The 18,149-nt window shown below is 35.1% G+C and carries 16 protein-coding genes; 5 read left to right on the top strand and 11 right to left on the bottom strand.

Annotation, left to right across the window (positions count from 1 at the left end):
- The first annotated feature begins 66 nt into the window (after window positions 1–66).
- Window positions 67–2,367 (top strand): inorganic phosphate transporter, encoded by a 2,301-nt coding sequence (locus ACFQ1K_RS12950; RefSeq protein ID WP_320554333.1) that lies wholly within the window; start codon window positions 67–69, stop codon window positions 2,365–2,367.
- Window positions 2,368–2,419: 52 nt separating this feature from the next.
- On the opposite strand, the gene chrA is transcribed toward ACFQ1K_RS12950, so the two are convergent.
- Window positions 2,420–3,547: a chromate efflux transporter gene (gene chrA / locus ACFQ1K_RS12945; protein WP_320554334.1), complete on the bottom strand. Its 1,128-nt coding sequence runs from the start codon at window positions 3,545–3,547 to the stop codon at window positions 2,420–2,422.
- An 89-nt stretch (window positions 3,548–3,636) separates the two neighbouring features.
- Between chrA and ACFQ1K_RS12940 the strand changes: the two genes are divergently transcribed.
- Window positions 3,637–4,488: an OmpA/MotB family protein gene (locus ACFQ1K_RS12940; RefSeq protein ID WP_320554335.1), complete on the top strand. Its 852-nt coding sequence runs from the start codon at window positions 3,637–3,639 to the stop codon at window positions 4,486–4,488.
- Between the two features lie 177 nt (window positions 4,489–4,665).
- On the opposite strand, the gene ACFQ1K_RS12935 is transcribed toward ACFQ1K_RS12940, so the two are convergent.
- From ACFQ1K_RS12935 to ACFQ1K_RS12925, 3 genes are all read right to left on the bottom strand, one after another.
- Window positions 4,666–7,137, bottom strand: a complete 2,472-nt coding sequence (locus tag ACFQ1K_RS12935) for a ribonucleoside-diphosphate reductase subunit alpha (RefSeq protein WP_320554336.1) — start codon at window positions 7,135–7,137, stop codon at window positions 4,666–4,668.
- Window positions 7,138–7,328: 191 nt separating this feature from the next.
- A complete protein-coding gene (locus tag ACFQ1K_RS12930) occupies window positions 7,329–8,309 on the bottom strand; it encodes a ribonucleotide-diphosphate reductase subunit beta (protein ID WP_320554337.1) in 981 nt (326 codons plus the stop codon).
- Window positions 8,310–8,623: 314 nt separating this feature from the next.
- Entirely contained in the window at window positions 8,624–9,196 is a 573-nt protein-coding gene (locus ACFQ1K_RS12925; protein WP_320554338.1) for a DUF3109 family protein, read from the bottom strand.
- A 90-nt stretch (window positions 9,197–9,286) separates the two neighbouring features.
- Between ACFQ1K_RS12925 and ACFQ1K_RS12920 the strand changes: the two genes are divergently transcribed.
- From ACFQ1K_RS12920 to ACFQ1K_RS12910, 3 genes are read left to right on the top strand one after another with little or no spacing between them, the layout of a single operon-like run.
- Window positions 9,287–9,868 carry a MarC family protein gene (locus ACFQ1K_RS12920; protein ID WP_320554339.1) on the top strand — a complete coding sequence of 194 codons (582 nt, stop codon included), beginning with the start codon at window positions 9,287–9,289 and terminating at the stop codon, window positions 9,866–9,868.
- A 14-nt stretch (window positions 9,869–9,882) separates the two neighbouring features.
- Complete coding sequence (locus tag ACFQ1K_RS12915; RefSeq protein ID WP_320554340.1) at window positions 9,883–10,086, top strand: hypothetical protein; 204 nt, start codon at window positions 9,883–9,885, stop codon at window positions 10,084–10,086.
- Entirely contained in the window at window positions 10,083–10,694 is a 612-nt protein-coding gene (locus ACFQ1K_RS12910) for an FAD-dependent oxidoreductase (protein WP_320554341.1), read from the top strand. The genes ACFQ1K_RS12915 and ACFQ1K_RS12910 overlap by 4 nt, the downstream gene beginning before the upstream one ends.
- On the opposite strand, the gene ACFQ1K_RS12905 is transcribed toward ACFQ1K_RS12910, so the two are convergent.
- From ACFQ1K_RS12905 to ACFQ1K_RS12875, 7 genes are all read right to left on the bottom strand, one after another.
- Window positions 10,684–12,291 (bottom strand): S41 family peptidase, encoded by a 1,608-nt coding sequence (locus ACFQ1K_RS12905; RefSeq protein WP_320554342.1) that lies wholly within the window; start codon window positions 12,289–12,291, stop codon window positions 10,684–10,686. The two genes, ACFQ1K_RS12910 and ACFQ1K_RS12905, sit on opposite strands and share 11 nt — an antisense overlap.
- Window positions 12,291–12,722 carry a deoxycytidylate deaminase gene (locus ACFQ1K_RS12900; protein ID WP_320554343.1) on the bottom strand — a complete coding sequence of 144 codons (432 nt, stop codon included), beginning with the start codon at window positions 12,720–12,722 and terminating at the stop codon, window positions 12,291–12,293. The genes ACFQ1K_RS12905 and ACFQ1K_RS12900 overlap by 1 nt, the downstream gene beginning before the upstream one ends.
- An 88-nt stretch (window positions 12,723–12,810) precedes the next feature.
- Complete coding sequence (locus tag ACFQ1K_RS12895) at window positions 12,811–13,401, bottom strand: HupE/UreJ family protein (RefSeq protein ID WP_320554344.1); 591 nt, start codon at window positions 13,399–13,401, stop codon at window positions 12,811–12,813.
- A gap of 239 nt (window positions 13,402–13,640) precedes the next feature.
- Window positions 13,641–14,522, bottom strand: a complete 882-nt coding sequence (locus tag ACFQ1K_RS12890; protein WP_320554345.1) for a hypothetical protein — start codon at window positions 14,520–14,522, stop codon at window positions 13,641–13,643.
- A gap of 75 nt (window positions 14,523–14,597) precedes the next feature.
- On the bottom strand, window positions 14,598–16,385 hold the full coding sequence (locus ACFQ1K_RS12885) for a T9SS type A sorting domain-containing protein (protein WP_320554346.1): 1,788 nt from the start codon (window positions 16,383–16,385) through the stop codon (window positions 14,598–14,600).
- Between the two features lie 744 nt (window positions 16,386–17,129).
- Complete coding sequence (locus tag ACFQ1K_RS12880; RefSeq protein ID WP_320554347.1) at window positions 17,130–17,903, bottom strand: M90 family metallopeptidase; 774 nt, start codon at window positions 17,901–17,903, stop codon at window positions 17,130–17,132.
- A gap of 16 nt (window positions 17,904–17,919) precedes the next feature.
- On the bottom strand, window positions 17,920–18,132 hold the full coding sequence (locus ACFQ1K_RS12875; RefSeq protein WP_320554348.1) for a heavy-metal-associated domain-containing protein: 213 nt from the start codon (window positions 18,130–18,132) through the stop codon (window positions 17,920–17,922).
- Window positions 18,133–18,149 lie beyond the last annotated feature (17 nt).

Here is an 18,149-nt window from a genome sequence, read left to right as displayed (position 1 = left end):
AAATAACAATTACGTAACTTTACATTCAGGCAATATTTACATATTTGCAAACTTATTTAAAAAACTATGGATAATATTTATTTATTAATGTTAGTCGCCATAACAACACTAGCTGTGTTCGACATTATAGTTGGTGTAAGTAATGACGCGATAAATTTCTTAAATTCTGCTATTGGTTCTAAAGCCATCTCTATGAGAACCATCATGACCGTTGCAAGTTTAGGAATTTTTATTGGCGCTGTATTCTCTAGTGGGATGATGGAGGTGGCTAGGAAAGGTATTTTTGTGCCTGCTGAATTCGAATTTGGGGAAATTATGCTGATTTTTATGGCAGTGATGATTACTGATATTTTATTATTGGATTTCTTCAACACCTTAGGATTACCAACTTCAACAACTGTATCCATTGTTTTTAACTTGTTAGGTGCTGCCGTTGTGATGTCTTTAATTAAAATTAGCAACTCAGACTCTCAAACATATTCAGATTTAGTAAACTATATTAATACTGAAAAAGCCTTAGAAATCATTTCTGGCATACTGTTATCTGTTGTTATAGCTTTTACTGTTGGTGCAATTGTTCAATGGGTTTCAAGACTTGTCTTTACATTTAATTATGAGAAAAAAGTCAAGAGTTTTGGAATGGTTTTTGGCGGTCTAGCCTTAACAGCAATTACTTACTTTATCTTTTTAAAAGGTCTTAAAGGAACTCCTTACTACAACGAACTTAAAGATTTATTAGAAGGAAACGAAGTTTACATTATACTAATAAGTTTTATGTTTTGGTCACTTTTCTCTCTTTTATTTGAAAAGTTGACTAAAAAAACTGTTTTGTTAGTTGTGATAGCAGTTGGAACATTTGGTCTGGCCTTAGCTTTTTCTGGAAATGACTTAGTGAACTTTATCGGTGTTCCTATGGCGGCTTACCATTCTTACGAGGCTTGGGTTGCTGGAGGTATGGATGTTACAATGTCAATGGGTGTCTTGGATAAAAAAGTTCCGGCTGAACCTTACTTATTATTTATTGCTGGTGCAATCATGGTATTAACTTTATGGTTTTCTAAAAAAGCAAAAACAGTTGCTGAAACAGAAATTAGTCTATCTCGACAAAGCGAAACCCACGAAAAGTTTGAGCCAAACCAACTTTCTAGATCTATAGTAAAAGGAGCTACTCAACTTTCGATCTATTTTGGTGCCGTTTTTCCTAAGTCTATCCAAAATAAAATAGGCCTAAGGTTTAGCAAACCGCAATTTATCATGACAAAGGATCAAAGTGTAGATGCTCCAGCATTTGATATGATTAGAGCATCCGTTAATTTAATGGTAGCTGGCGTTTTAATTGCCATTGCTACATCTATGAAATTACCTCTTTCTACAACCTACGTGACTTTTATGGTGGCCATGGGAACCTCTCTAGCCGATAAAGCTTGGGGTAGAGAAAGCGCTGTATATCGTGTTGCTGGTGTTTTAAATGTTATTGGTGGGTGGTTCGGCACCGCTCTTGGTGCATTTGTCGCAGCTGGGGTAGTTGTATTCTTAATTAATTGGAACCCATCTGTAATGATTCCAATCCTCTTATTATTAACTTCAATATTATTGTATAGAAACTACAAATCGCATAAGAAGAACTCTAATAAGGTGTTAGAGGAAGATAGCCTTAAAACTACAGGTAGTAGCTCAGTACAAGGAGTTATTTTAGAAAGTGCAGATAATATATCAAATGTAGTTAAACGCGGAAATAAAATTTATACTAACGCTGTAAATGGATTAGCAAAACAAGATTTAAATCTGCTAAAAAAGAATAAAAAGCAAATTGATAAATTATCAACCGAAGTTGACAGTTTACGAGACAACATCTTCTATTTCATAAAAAACTTAGATGAAACTAGTTTAAGAGCAAGTAGTTTCTACATAAATATTCTAGGTTACCTCGAAGATATGACCCAGTCACTAGAATATATTTCCAAAGTAAGTCACAAACATGTAAATAACAATCACAAAAAATTAAAATTTAGTCAGATAAAAGAGCTTAAAGAAGTAGATGAAGCTCTGGAGGTCCTTCTAAACGATACAAAGATTGCCTTTGACTCAAGATCTTTCGAACAAATCGGCACAATAATTAATCGTAAAAAAGAAGTTCTTGATTTGGTTACGGACAAAATAGTAAAACAGGTTTCACGCACACGCAATGAAGAGTCTAGCCCAAAAAACACAACGCTTTACTTCAGTTTACTTATTGAAACCAAAGATTTTCTTAATGCTACCATGAATTTATTACAAGAATATCACAATTCTTTTGACAGTTCTGTCGAACCTGCAACAATTAGTGTAGATGACCAAAATGCTGAAAAAAAACAAGCTGAAGATTAAACAGAACAGATAATCAATTAAGTCATAAGCCGTCATTAATAATGACGGCTTTTTATTTAGTCAGAGTTAACAAAATAAAGCCACATATTGCACCAATCAATATTGTCCAAATCGTACTAATTTTAATTCTAAAAGTCAATATCGCAGCAATTAAGAATACTACAATACTTTGCCATTCCACAAGGGTATCCTTGCTCATCACAATGAGTACAGCCAACATCACAGCAACTGCAGCGACATTTACAGAGTCCAAAAAATATCTAATAGGCTTAGACTTTTGCATTCTTGGTATGAATGGGTTAAGTATCAAAACAAATAAAAAAGAAGGTAGAAATATACCAATAGTAGCGACTAATGCTCCCGCAAATCCAGAAAGCTGAAAACCTATAAAAGTTGATGTTGACAATACAGGCCCTGGTGTAAATTGTCCTATCGCTATGGCATCTATTAACTCAATTCTACTTAGTAATCCTCTCGCTACTAATTCAGCGTCCAAATATGCAAATAACACATATCCACTTCCATAAAGAATACTACCAACTTTTAGAAAAATAAAAAATAATTTTAAAGTGGAGACTTTAGCTATTGCTGTATTAATACCAAAAAAAAACAGAAACGGAGAAGTTGAGTTTAATTGTGAAAATATTTTGGATTTAGAGTAAAAATAAATCAACCCTACAAAACCTGCTGTTAATAAAGCAACAATCTCATTTACACCTAGCAAACTAGCTACCAATACTAAAATGCCAATTATAATAAGCTCAAAACTTTTAAGAGCTTTTTTACCTAATTTTATAATTGCCCCAGCTATTATGGCTAAAACAGCTGGCTTAATCCCATAAATATAAGGTTCAACTTCTGGTAAGTTACCGTACTCTACGTAGAAGTAAGCTAAAATTGCAGTAATAATTGTTGCTGGTAATATAAAGGCAATACCAGCAATAAAAAGCCCTGCCTTTCCTGCTCGTTCATAACCACAATGCATAGTCATTTCAGTAGAATTTGGTCCTGGTATTAAATTAGTAGCACCTATTAAGTCCAAAAAAGAGGCTCTCGTCATCCACTTTCTTTTTTGAATGATTTCATCTTCCATCATTGCTATATGTGCTGCCGGTCCGCCAAAAGCAAAACAACCTAACTTAAAAAAAACTTGTGCGACCTCTTTTAATTTAGAATCCATTTTTAAAAATATTATGTTTTTCAACATCTAAAAATAACACTTCGTCGTATATATAAATGTAATTATAAAAACTAACTCAAAACAAAACCATGAAAAAAACTTTAATGCTTTTAGTAGCAGCAATTCTAATAAGCTCTTGTGTTTCAAAAAAGAAGTACATGGCCTTAGAACAAGAAAACGGTGAAATTAAAAGTGAACTGACCAAAACCAAAGTTGAAAAGGAAGATCTTGAGAACAAGTTTGCTAAAATCCAAGAACGTGTTGATAGATATAATGAAAAAATCAACTCTTTAAATGAGGATGTTGAAGGCCTTAAAATCGAAAATGATATCAAATTAGATGTTAATAAAGATGGGACGGTAATGTCTAATGAAAGTAAACGTAAAATGCTAGCGACTTTAGAAAACGTTGACCCTTCTAAATTAGCAGAGGCTAAAACCTTAAAAGACTCCATGAATCTAGCAATTCAATACAACCTTGAAAAAACCATGGATACGTCTAAACTCAATGAGGACGAAGATATTGCAGTAAACATTAATGAAACTGTAGTGATGATTTCTATCTCAGATAAAATGTTATTTAATTCTGGTAGCTATAGAATAAGCAACAAAGCCGATAACATTTTACAAAAGTTGGCAGATGTGATTAACTCTGAAGAAAGCATTGATGTTATGGTTGAAGGCCATACAGACTCTAGAGGTATTAATACAGAGCATATAAAAGACAACTGGGATTTAAGCGTTTTAAGAGCAACATCTGTAGTGAGAAAACTACAAAACAAATATAATGTAGAGCCCTCAAAACTTATAGCTTCAGGTAGAAGTAGCTATCAACCTTTAGTAGATAATGACTCTAGAGAAAATCGCGCTAAAAACCGAAGAACACGCATTATATTAATGCCTAATATTGATAAATTCTTTGCTTTAATGGGAGCTAATTAGTCCATTATTTTAAAGAGGTAAATAAAGCACTCTCCCGTATAGTTCGGCATTGAGTGCTTTTTTTATTGCTTCTGTACCAAAAACATGATATGCTCATCCTATCCAAAAAAAAACACCTCGGTTAAGAGGTGCTTTGATAACACTTAAATTGAGTTTTCTGCAAAAGCAGAAACTTTTTTAAGAACCACACATTAAACAGTCATCTCCTTCGCTCTCTTTAGCTTGGGCAATTAAGGCTTTCATCTCTTCTGCTGTTAATGGCTCTACTTCTGTAGTCTCTTCTGTGAACTTAGCCGCTGTTTTAGCAGCTTTTTCCTTTTGCTTTTCAACTACATTATCTTCAGAGACCTGCACGGTTTCGGCAACTGGCTCTTCTTTCTTTTTATTGGTCAAGGTAAACTTAATGGCATCTACCGCACTCTTCGTGCGCAAGTAATACATTCCTGTTTTTAATCCACTCTTCCATGCATAGAAGTGCATTGAAGTTAATTTGGCCATTGTAGCACCTTCCATAAATAGATTTAGTGATTGTGACTGGTCAATAAAATAACCTCTTTGGCGAGACATGTCTATGATATCCTTCATACTTAGTTCCCAAACAGTCTTATACAACTCCTTGATATCCTCAGGAATAACATCGATATTTTGAATAGATCCGTTTGCCCTCATGATATCTTGTTTCACGCTTTCGTTCCATAGTCCTAGTTCTACCAAATCTTCAAGCAAATGTTTATTGACTACAATAAACTCACCAGATAATACTCTACGAGTATATATATTAGATGTATATGGCTCGAAACATTCGTTATTACCCAATATTTGAGACGTGGATGCTGTTGGCATAGGAGCTACCAATAAAGAGTTGCGTACACCATGCTCCTTTACTTGTTTGCGCAGTTTATCCCAATCCCAACGACCACTCAATTCTTCATCTTTCACGTTCCAAAGGTTATGCTGGAATTCACCTCTACTTATAGGCGACCCTTCATAGGTTTGATACGGCCCATCAGCTTTAGCCTCTTCCATGGATGCTGTAACAGCTGCATAATAAAGAGTTTCGAAAATATCTTGATTTAGAGCTTTGGCCTCATCACTAGTAAAAGGCATACGCAACTTAATGAACGTATCTGCTAATCCTTGCACACCCAAACCTATTGGTCTGTGGCGCATATTAGAATTTTCCGCCTCTATTACTGGATAGTAATTTCTGTCAATAACCCTGTTTAGGTTCTTAGTGACACGCTTTGTAATTCTGAAAAGTTCCTTGTGGTCAAACTCCCCATTCTTAACAAACATTGGTAAGGCAATTGATGCTAAGTTACATACAGCAACTTCATCTGGCGATGTATACTCTAAAATCTCAGTACATAGGTTTGAGGATTTTATAGTTCCTAAGTTTTGCTGATTGGATTTACGGTTGGCCGCATCCTTATAAAGCATGTAAGGTGTACCCGTTTCAATTTGAGACTCTAAAATCTTTTCCCACAATTCTCTTGCCTTAATAGTTTTGCGTCCTTTACCTTCTTCCTCGTATTTAGTATATAACGCTTCAAATTCCTCACTATGAACATCGGCCAAGCCAGGACATTCATTTGGGCACATAAGCGTCCAATTTCCATCTTCCTGTACGCGCTTCATGAATAAATCCGATATCCACATGGCATAGAACAAATCCCTGGCGCGCATTTCTTCTTTTCCGTGGTTTTTCTTTAAATCAAGAAAATCAAAAATATCGGCATGCCATGTTTCTAAATAAATAGCAAAACTACCTTTACGCTTTCCTCCACCTTGATCTACATAACGTGCCGTGTCGTTAAAGACACGTAACATTGGTACGATACCATTAGACGTACCATTGGTTCCTGCAATGTAACTTCCTGTAGCTCTAATATTGTGAATAGATAACCCTATACCTCCAGCCGACTGTGAGATTTTAGCAGTTTGTTTAAGAGTGTCGTAGATACCTTCAATGCTATCCTCTTTCATAGTCAACAAAAAGCAAGATGACATTTGTGGTTTTGGGGTGCCAGAATTAAATAATGTTGGTGTTGCGTGTGTAAAATATTTTTTGGACATTAACTCGTAAGTCTCAAGCGCCGCATCTAAGTCATTTAGGTGGATACCTATTGATACACGCATTAACATGTGCTGCGGACGCTCGGCAATTTTACCGTTGAGTTTTAATAAATATGAGCGTTCTAAAGTTTTAAATCCAAAATAATCATAACCAAAATCGCGATTATAGATGATTGCAGAATCTAATCTGTCTTTATTTTCCATAATAACGTTGTAGACCTCATCTGATAACAATGGTGCTTTTTTACCAGTACGTGGGTTTACATAGGTATATAAATCTTCCATAACCTCGCTGAAAGATTTTTTGGTGTTTTTGTGTAGGTTAGAGACTGAAATTCTCGCGGCTAGCTTTGCATAATCTGGATGGCTTGTGGTCATCGTCGCCGCAATTTCGGCTGCCAAGTTATCAAGTTCGCTTGTTGTTACTCCGTCGTAAAGCCCTTCAATAACACGCATTGCCACTTTAACTGGGTCTACAAGTTCATTTAATCCATAACACAGCTTTCTTACTCGCGCTGTAATCTTATCGAACATCATTGGTTCTTTGCGGCCGTCTCTTTTTACTACATACATAAGTTAATTATAAGTTTTAGGTCCTTTTGAATACACCAATTCAAAAAAACGATGGTTAGTTATGGTGAATTCAGCTTTAAACTGTACTCACTGGATTTGATTAATTATAATTTTGAACTATCTCAAGATTTACAGGAGATAGGTAAATGACATTGAAAGATTAGTCTATTACATAGACCTTATTCAACGTATTAAAAGTCGGCATCAAAAGAAAACTTATCCTTCTCCTCTTCCTTGTTTAAGACTCCTGCCTTTTGGTATTCTGATACACGCTTTTCAAAGAAATTTGTTTTCCCTTGTAGCGAAATCATGTCCATGAAATCAAATGGGTTTGATGCATTATATTCCTTCTCACAGCCTAACTCACCTAATAATCTGTCGGTTACAAATTCCAAATATTGGGTCATAAGTTTGGCATTCATACCTATAAGACTTACTGGTAACGACTCTGTAATAAACTCTCGTTCAATATTAAGCGCATCTACAATAATCTCTCTTATACGCTCTTTAGGCACCTTATTAATAAGATGATTATTGTGCAAGTGCACAGCAAAGTCGCAATGAACCCCTTCGTCTCTAGAAATAAGCTCGTTAGAGAATGTAAGACCTGGCATCAGCCCTCTTTTCTTTAACCAGAAAATAGAACAGAACGCACCAGAAAAGAAAATTCCTTCTACGGCTGCAAAAGCGATTAAACGCTCTGCAAAACTCGGAGACTCAATCCACTTTAAAGCCCAGTCTGCTTTTTTCTTAATCGCAGGGAAATTTTCAATGGCTTTAAAAAGTTTATCTTTTTCAGCTTCATCTTTAACATAAGTATCGATTAACAACGAGTAGGTTTCACTGTGGATATTCTCCATCATAATTTGGAATCCATAGAAAAATTTAGCTTCACTATATTGTACTTCATTCACAAAGTTCTCAGCTAAATTTTCATTTACAATTCCATCGCTTGCGGCAAAAAAGGCTAAAATGTGTTTGATAAAATAACGCTCATCGTCATTTAATTTTGTTGTCCAGTCAGTTAAGTCTTGGTGTAAATCAATTTCCTCTGCAGTCCAAAAACTAGCTTCAGATTTTTTGTACCATTCCCAAATATCGTGATGTTGAATAGGAAATATTACAAATCTATCTTTATTCTCTGCTAAAATTGGTTCTACTGCTTGTGCCATGTTACATTGCTTTTTTTGAGGATTAATTTTGATTTTTTGAAGCGACTTGGGACTGACAAAGATTTAAAATTGAATAAAAAAATGAAAGACATTCTTATCAACATTGTCAACAAGTTTTTAACAACACAAGTTCTTATATATCAAAATGGTAATAAATCTTTTTTTACTACAACTATTTGATAAACAGATACTTAACCTGTCCTATGTTTTTAGAAAAACTGTAGGTATTACCTCGTTAAACAGGCTCATAACGATTGTATTTAAAGGTGATTTAAGTTCTGTAGAAAAGGGGACAATTTCAATAAGGAAATTTATTATTTCTTGAATTTCTTTTCTGCAATCTTTTCTAACTCATCATACCAGTCTTGACCAAATTTTCTAATCAGTGCTTCTTTTACGAATTTGTAAACTGGAACTTGAAGCTCCTTGCCAAGTGCACAAGCGTCATCACAAATCTCCCATTTTTCGTAGTTGACTGCAGAAAACTCTGAGTAATCTTTCACTCTTATGGGATAAAGATGACAGGAGACAGGTTTTTTCCAGTCAATTTCTCCTTGGTTGTAAGCTTCTTCTATGCCACAAAGTGCTGTATGGTTATCATCAAAAATGACATACGCACACTCCCCACCATTAATAAGCGGTGTTTCCAAATCTCCAAAAGCCGTTTTAACTGAAGTCCCTTGTGCCTCAATAACTTCAATGCCTTCTTGACGTAAAAAAGGTTTAACCTTAGGGTAAATATCATCTAGTATTTTAAGCTCCTTTTCGTCTAGAGGTGCGCCAGCATCACCTTCTATACAGCAAGCACCTTTGCACGCCGATAAATTACATACAAAGTCCCTTTCTATGATGTCTTCTGACACTATGGTTTTTCCGAGTTGAAACATGCCGCAAAAATAAATAAACTTTACCGTTATTTAATATTGATTATCCATAATAAAATAAGACCTTTGCCGCGAATTTTAAAAATGGAAATTATGCAGCTAGATCTTAAACAAATATTTACTGCTTTTATGGTTCTTTTTGCCGTGATAGATATCATTGGCAACATACCTATTATAATAGATTTACGTAAAAAAGTTGGTCATATACAAAGTGAAAAGGCATCCTTAATTGCTGGTGTTATCATGATTATATTCCTTTTTGTGGGTAAAAGTTTATTAAACCTTATTGGTATTGATGTCAACTCTTTTGCAGTAGCGGGTGCTTTTGTACTTTTCTTTATTGCCCTTGAAATGATTTTGGGTATTACACTCTACAAGGACAATGGAGATGACGCTATAACGGCTTCTATATTTCCTTTAGCTTTCCCTTTGATTGCTGGGCCTGGTAGTTTAACAACCTTGCTTTCCTTACGAGCAGAATTTGAAATTGAAAATATTATAGTTGCCGTTATTGTCAACGTAATTTTTATTTATATCGTCCTGAAAACTTCCGCTAAAATTGAGCGTGTTATTGGGAAAAACGGTATTAACATAATAAGAAAAGTTTTTGGTGTAATTTTGTTAGCCATTGCGGTGAAGTTATTCGCACACAACATTAAAGCATTATTAGTCTAATAAACGATTACGACATGAAGATTTTTATCTGGACACTAACGATTATTGCCGTTGCACTCATCATATTTAACGCCACAAAATTGAACTTTGAAGATATGTTAGTAGGTGAAAGCCTAACGGCGGTTATAACCATTTTTTCAGCACTTTGTGCCATTGTTCTCCTACAAATTCTGAGAGTTTCCAAGCAAATTGAAACCCTAAGCAAAAAACAAAAATGAGTTTTGATGCATTGATTATCGGTGCTGGTGCGGCTGGGATGTCTTGTGCCTTAGTTTTAGGCTCTGCCAAAGACAAGCCGTTTGCAAAAGATAAAAAGATAGGTCTTATTGCTCATCAAAAAAGTTCTCATCTGCAGACCGCATTGTTTAATAATGTACTTGGTTTAGCACCTGGGACTTTAGGTAAAGAAATACTGGAAAGCGGAAAACATCAGTTAGAAAAATTATACCCTCACGTTGACCAAATCGAAAAAGAGAAAGTAAAATCCTTATCTAAAACTAATGAAGGTTTTGTGGTTGAAACCAATAAAAACATCTACAACTCTAAAATTGTTGTCATTGCTGTTGGTTATACAAATCTATTAACCATAAAAGGGTTAGAAAAATATATTGAGTCACATCCGAGAGCTGCAAAGGAAAAAGACCGTATTTGGTTAAAGAACAACGACCATATGATAGAAGATAACCTATATGTTGCTGGTACTTTGGCCGGTTGGAGGAGTCAATTTGCGATAGCTTGTGGGAGTGGTGCCCAGGTGGCCACTGATATTCTCACATTGTGGAATGGTGGCAAGCATACCAAAGTGCACGATAAAGTTAGTGTTTAAAACTCGGATATTCGTTACTTAACAGAATCACTTCTTGCACCATAATATCTTCCTTATTCAGAACCTCTTCAAAGGAATTGTCGTCGAATAACTGTCTTGCTAAGGTAGCCTTAATTAGGCGTTTGATTTCATCATTATATGCTACGAATGTAATATTCGTTCCTTCCTTTCGATTGACATAATCCTGAAAGCCCATGACAATATCATCACTGACTTCAAAATTATTGATAAAATCGTACTTAGCAATATCCTCGTAGAGACTCCTATCCTTATCCAATTCTTCAAAGACAAAATACCCAAAATGACCTCTTCGTCTTAAATAATTAATAGTTTCATTATCAAAAGAGCGATCCACAGGCACAAAAACATCAGGTATAATACCTCCACCACCGTAAACAACTTTTCCCTTTGGCGTTGTGAACTTTAAGGAATCATCAACTTTAATATTGTCCTCATCGGCCAATTCACCAGTTCTTAATCGTTTGTAGTAATCGTTGTAATAAGAATAATTGTCGCCATTAGTATATGGCCTTTGTATAGAGCGACCAGTTGGTGTATAATACCTAGAGACCGTTAAACGAACCGCACTACCATCACCCAATGCCATTTCACGCTGTACCAAACCTTTGCCATAAGAGCGTCTGCCAACTATGATTCCTTTATCATTGTCTTGTAAGGCACCGGCAATCACCTCACTTGCTGAGGCTGAATTTTCATTGATAAGGATGTAGATTTCACCATCTTCAAAATCCCCTCTTCTGGTAGCATAAGTACGCTCCTCCCGTCCTTTTTTGTCTCTTGTAAATAAGATAAGCTTATCATCTTCTAAAAACTCATCTGCAATTTGCTCTGCAATTCCTAAAAATCCACCAGGATTATCCCTGAGGTCCAATACCAATTTGGTAGCGCCTTGGTCTTGTAAATCTACTAAAGCCACTTTGAACTCCTTATAGCTTGTTTCGGCAAAGCGATTCATTTTTATGTAACCTAACTCATCGGTTAACATATAAGCCGCATCCACACTTTTTATAGGAATAGTTTTTCTTTTAACTTCAAATTCCAGAAGTTCATCTTCACTTTTACGATAGACTGTAAGTTTTACTTTGGTATTTTTTTCGCCTTTAAGTTTCTCTGAGATAAAATCATAAGTAATGGCCTTGCCATAAATAGTATCCCCATCGGCCATTAAAATGCGATCTCCACTCATTATGCCTGCACTTTCACTTGGGCCACCTTCTGTTGGTTTTATAACTGCAATGGTGTCTTTATAAGGATAATAATTAATGCCTATACCTACAAAATCACCCTTCATGTTTTCTGTAATGCGCTCTAAATCTTCTTTGGGAATATATGTGGAATGCGGATCAAGGTTATCTAAAATACCGTTAACCGTTACATCGACAATACTATCTGTATTAACCTCATCCACATATTCATAATCTATGTAATCAATTAGCCTGTTGAGTTTGTCCTTTTTACTATTGGTCGTAAACAGATTATCCGAAGTGTCTGTAAAGTTTAATTTTCCACCAATAACAACGCCAGCAGCAATTGCCACACCAATGATTAGTGGAATATATTTACTTTTCGTGGCCATTAGGCATTTAAATCTTCAATCAATTCTAATTCTATACCTGCTTTTTTTAAAAAATCTATTCCTGAACAATCCTTATACGACTGTGAATAGACCACCCTTACAATACCTGCTTGATGAATTAACTTACTACATTCCTTACAGGGTGACAACGTAATGTATAAGGTGGCACCTTTACAAGATTGTGTAGAGGAGGCTACTTTTAGAATAGCATTCGCCTCTGCATGCAACACGTACCATTTAGTGTAACCTTCGTCATCTTCGCAATAGTTTTCAAAACCTGTTGGAGTCCCATTATAACCATCTGAAATGATCATTCGGTCCTTAACAATAAGGGCACCAACTTGCTTACGCTTGCAATGCGATAATTTGCCCCATTCTTGGGCAATACGCAAATAAGCCTTATCGTAACGACGTTGTTTTTTATTTGACATTAAGCGTTTTATACAATGTAAGTAACGAATATAATAGGATAGAATTGTATAAACAATTGCACTGTCGTTAAAGTTTTATCAATTATGGTTAGTTTAACAGATCGCTGCCCATAATCATTGGTATAACCAACCCAATAACGATAGCCGAAATCACCATAACCCAATCGCGACGCGAAAATCTAAATATGGTTTGGCACAAAAACCCAAGGAACAGTACTACAAATACAATAATAATCTGTGCAATCTCAATTCCAAGTGCAAATTCTATGAGAAGTTCAATTTTATTTTCGGACTGGCCAGCAAACATTTTAAATTCTCTAGCAAATCCCAATCCGTGTATCAAACCAAAGAATAACGTTGTAAAAAATAGTAACCCTATTTGTTTACCCTTATCCTTTTTACCAGCCGTGAACACGTTATAAATTGCCGTTACCAAAATAGTAATAGGTATCAAAAACTCAACCAGTTTACCATCTACAGAAACCACACCATAAGCAGCAAGTACCAGAGATAACGTATGACCAAGCGTAAACATGGAAACTAAAAGTAACACACGTTTCCAATCCTTAAACACATAAGGAACTGCCAAAACCATTAAAAAAAGAACATGGTCATATCCATTAGGGTCTAAAACGTGGTTAATGCCATATTGCACATTAAACCAAAAATTGTCTAGCATAGTTAAAATTTATTTCATTTGGGTTAGCCAAAGTTACGATTAAAATTCATAAAAAAACCTAAAGATTTCCCTTAGGTTTTTTTATTAACTGTCGTATAAATTCATTACTATCAATCAATCTTTGGCACTTTAATGGAACTATTAATCCAACATTGAATTTTATTTTGTTCTATGGGTTTTTAACTATTTTATGTCTTTTATTAAGTATGGTTTAATTTAAGTATGACTTTATAAGTTTTTTATTGAAATACTTCCTCGACTATCACCTTGGTAAAATGTTGTAAACCATTTGTTCCCGACATTATTGGCGCTGTTCCACTTGTATTATTGATAGAGTTTTGACCATTTATGAAAGCTACATCTGCATAAGATCTATAATAGAATCGTACTCTAACATCAAAATCTGTGGTTTGTTGCGGATCTATTAAAAGCGTATTTGTATACGATCCTATTGCTGCTGATTGCTGAATCATAACACCTCCATCATAACCACATGATCCAAGACTATTCCAGGTAGAGCCATTGTCAAAGGAAACTTGAGGTTCAATGTATAAACCTCCCCAACTACCCTGTGCATTGTTCCTACTTGGGACTAAGTACGATATTTTCACATGAGAACCAGCTTTAAAACCAGTTATATTATCAAATGTTGGTCCTAGAACCCAACTCGGAGAAACTTGTCGTAATGTTTGATCCGTCTGCACATTAGACACGGGAATACTCGTGGTTTTAGCATGTAAGGCATAAGGCACACTCAATAATTCGCTGGTTCCTGTGATGGTATAATTCGTACCTCCTGTTGGATCGGTTTCTGTTTTAATAAAATAAGGGCCAGCAGACCAATCTATAGCTGAAAAATCTCCTGAGACCACAGCACCCATCCCTATTTCTAAGCTCACCAATCCATTGGTGTTGGTAGTTGGTGTTTGGGTTTCTACATACACTGCTGTTCCCGTTGCTGTGGTTTGCAATACACTAATTTGCATGCCTACGGTTTGGTCGGTTACTAAAGCATTACCACTGTCTCTTACAACAGCTTGGTAACTCATTTTTTCTGGGGCTTGGGCAAAGGTTGTAGCCGTTAGTATTAAAGCCGCTAGGATGGTAAAAAATTTATTCATATTTTTTTTTATTGGTTTGATTTATAATTTCTGGGTTCGATATAAAAATTTTATATATGGCGCTTTAAGCCCATTTTAATTGATTATCACTTTTTGAGATCTTTGTTCTTCGTTATTTTGAAGTTGAACCACATACACGCCTGTACTTAAATTTGAGACACTCATTCGGTTTTGCAAAAGAGTTGCATCAAGCTCAGTTGATAATACCCTTCTGCCTTGAATATCATAGAGCTCCAAAATAGTTTGTTCTTTTAGTTTCCCTGAAATAACAAGCTCTTTTGATGTGTTTAAAGAAAATATATTAAGTGCATCTAAATCATTATTTATGATTGTTAAAGCATCTTGTGAGATTCTTAAAAAGAAACGTCCTGTTCCCAATAAATCAGTTGTTGGTGTTAAGATGTAATCTGAATTGTCTAAAAAGGTTACAGTATTTGCAACAACATCTTCAAGAGATATTGTTACCGATTCGGGTAAGGTCGTTTCAGCAATACTAAAAGTGATTTGTTCACCTTGATTGCAATTGACTCCTAATGGAATGGATACCTCATTTAAGTCTGCGAGGTTAAGTGCTTGCAATGCCATTGGTTCACCTACATTGTCTTGTAACAAGTGGGAATACAAACTAAATCCTGAAGCTGAATTATTAAACATTTGGGCATCATAACCCACATCTAAGCCTTGACTGGCATTAGCATTAAAGTAAAAGTCTGTTCTACAGGTATCATTGCCTGAACTCAAATTAAGTTTTAAGTATATGAGCTCTACATTTCTACCTTGAATGAAATCGTCATCTGTTCCAGTTGAACGCATAGCAGGTGTAAACTCTAAATCGTAAGCAACGGTTTTAGTTGCATCAGCACTTACAAAGAATCCTTGTCCAGGCGCGATGACCGTGGATGCGTTAGTTGTTGACAGGTTATAAATCGTCCAGCCATCTAATGCATTTCCATCATATCCATAAATAGCAGCTGAACTAGCATCAAATAATTGAAGATTTGTAACGCCATCACCTACATCGTGATTTAGAAATGCTTGAACGTTCAAATATGATGGATACGGATTACCAACAAGATTCCATTCTTCAAAAGAAGGTCCAGAATTTTCAATAGCATTACTAATAGTGCCATTTTCTGCAGTACCCATAAAGCTTACCGTTCCGTTGTCAGTTGTTCCAGTTCTATAGCCAATACCTGCATCAAGAGTTGCAGTTTCAGTATTGGCATAGATAACATAATCTCCAATAGTTTTATCAAAAGGACCAAATAGATATAAAGTACCAGTATTTAGAATATTAGGATTTGCCGCTGCAAAACTAGCAAAGTCTTGTCCAGTTAATGGTGCAGACACCAAATCATTACTTCCTGTTGTTCCTGAACCATTGATATTAACGTGACGCTCATAAGTTAATGTTCCAGCTACTGTTCCGTCAAGAATTAAACTTGAGTAACTTGTAGAGGCAGACTCTAAAATCATCCCATTAGAAATTGTCAACGTTGCACCGGTTTCTATTGTGAGTGCAGCTCCGGGATTAACGGTTACCGAATTACAAGATGTATTTGCATTTATTATGGCATTACCTGTGGCAATTACAATATTATCACCAGTTGAAGCTACCCCATTAGGATCACCTGGTGACCAAGTGTCATTATATACATAAGTGATTTTTTCCTGAGGTTGTTGCACACCTTCAGAAAGTGTTCCGTTACTACCAATGTAAGTCGAATAAACAACTTGACCGATAGAATAGCTTACAGCACCTCCAGAACCAGTGGCTTCTCCTCCAGATGTTGATATGTTTTCCTGTGAAAACATGGAAAGCGAAATACATAAAAAATAGGCAATAAGGAGTGGTTTAATCATAACTGGTCTAATTAAGGTCTTACTTAATTTAAATGAATTAATAATATTCTTAATCTTGAACTGCAATTTTGATTTTTAGCATCAAAATCACTGTTAAAATAAAAGTGCTTTTAGGGAAGTTTTATTTAAAAATGTAATATCTCACATAAGTTTTTATAAAACAAGCATCACTCTAAAAAATCTTTCATTATCATAAAATATCCGACCAACGGTTATGTATGTTTATTAAGTGCTTCCTTGAAAATATGCAATGTTAGGCATCAAACCAAGGTCTATATGGTTAGCTTGCCACGCCCCAAAATCAACGATTAAATTTCTTAGTGATCCTTTGATAAGTTTAAATAGTCGAAGGCTTGCAAATTATATTGACAAAACATTGAAGAAAACGATTAAAACATCGTTAACATAATAGAAAAAACCTCCAACCAAAAAAGGATGAAGGCTCGACTTGTACACTACATTGACCTATTCTCGAACCAATCTGTTAAATTGTTTAAAAAATTAACGGGACATAAGATAGATTCGCAGTAGAGCAAACAGAAAAAAATCGAACTTTTTAATAAAAAAACTCAATAAACTTAATCCGTTAAATAAACCTTTTGATTAGAAGTTATTACTGACTTCCCGATACAGAAAGTGACTTATTAATAATTGGTCTTTTACTTGATAGTGATACGAATATTATCTAAATAATTAAAAGTAAATCAAAATATATCCATTAATATAGAATATGGTTTAATTTGCTTAATGATTTGGCTTTTGATTAAAACATTTAACCAACATCTTGTATAATTCGGGATGTTTCTTTTTAAGCAAGTCTGGACGTTCAAAAAAATACTCTGAAGCAACGGCAAAGAATTCAGCTTGATTGGTGCCACCATATTTTCGGATATCAGAATGGTTGTCATTAATTGCTTCCATTTCCTTATGGATTAGATTTAACCACGGTATGGCATATTGGTGCTGCAATAATCGTTCTGGCACACCATCTGTTCTGTCATCAAGTTTATCTATTAGGTGTACAAACTCGTGGATACCAGTATTGTTTTTATCACTCTTATTTTTAAAACCGTGATATAATGCCTTTTTAGACAAAATCATTTGCTTTTCAAATCGACCATTGCCAACAATTCCACCAATGTTACGTGATTTATCCCTACTGCCAAATTGCATATCCTCATTAAAATTATCTGGGTACAAGAGAATTCCGCTTAAATTGCTGTAGTGCCATTCTTTAAAGCCAAACACAGGAATCACTGCACTCGCAGCGATTAAAATTTTATCGAGCTCTTCCAATTCTAATTTCACACCATCAATATAGACTTCACTAAGAAATTGCATCATTCGCTGTTGAAAAACCTTTTGCTTCTCTTTTGAAAGGTTGCTATAATAATGTACATTCTCTAGTAATAGCCCGTGCCAATGTTCTGGAAATGGTTTAATGCTATGACGTTGCGCTTTTCTATAAAAATGAATCGCAAATAGAAGAATTACAACCGAAATTAAAATGTAAGCCATATTAAACTAAAGAGCATTAATCTACAGCTTCTGCCTTGAAGCCCACTTTTTGCAATGTAGTTTTTACATCTTCTTCTGAAGCACCATTGCTTTTTATTGTTAAAATTTTATCTGGGTTTACAGTATCCACTTCCCAGCTTTCAACACCTTCCTGATTATTTAAGAATGGTGTTACCTTAGATATACAACCGCCACAATTAATGTTTGTTTTAAATTTTAAAGTTTTCATTTTATTTTAATTTATAA

Source organism: Winogradskyella aquimaris (assembly GCF_042676105.1).
GTDB lineage: Bacteria > Bacteroidota > Bacteroidia > Flavobacteriales > Flavobacteriaceae > Winogradskyella > Winogradskyella aquimaris.
The sequence above is the reverse complement of the archived record's forward strand: the minus strand, read 5'-3'. Positions and strand labels throughout refer to the sequence as shown.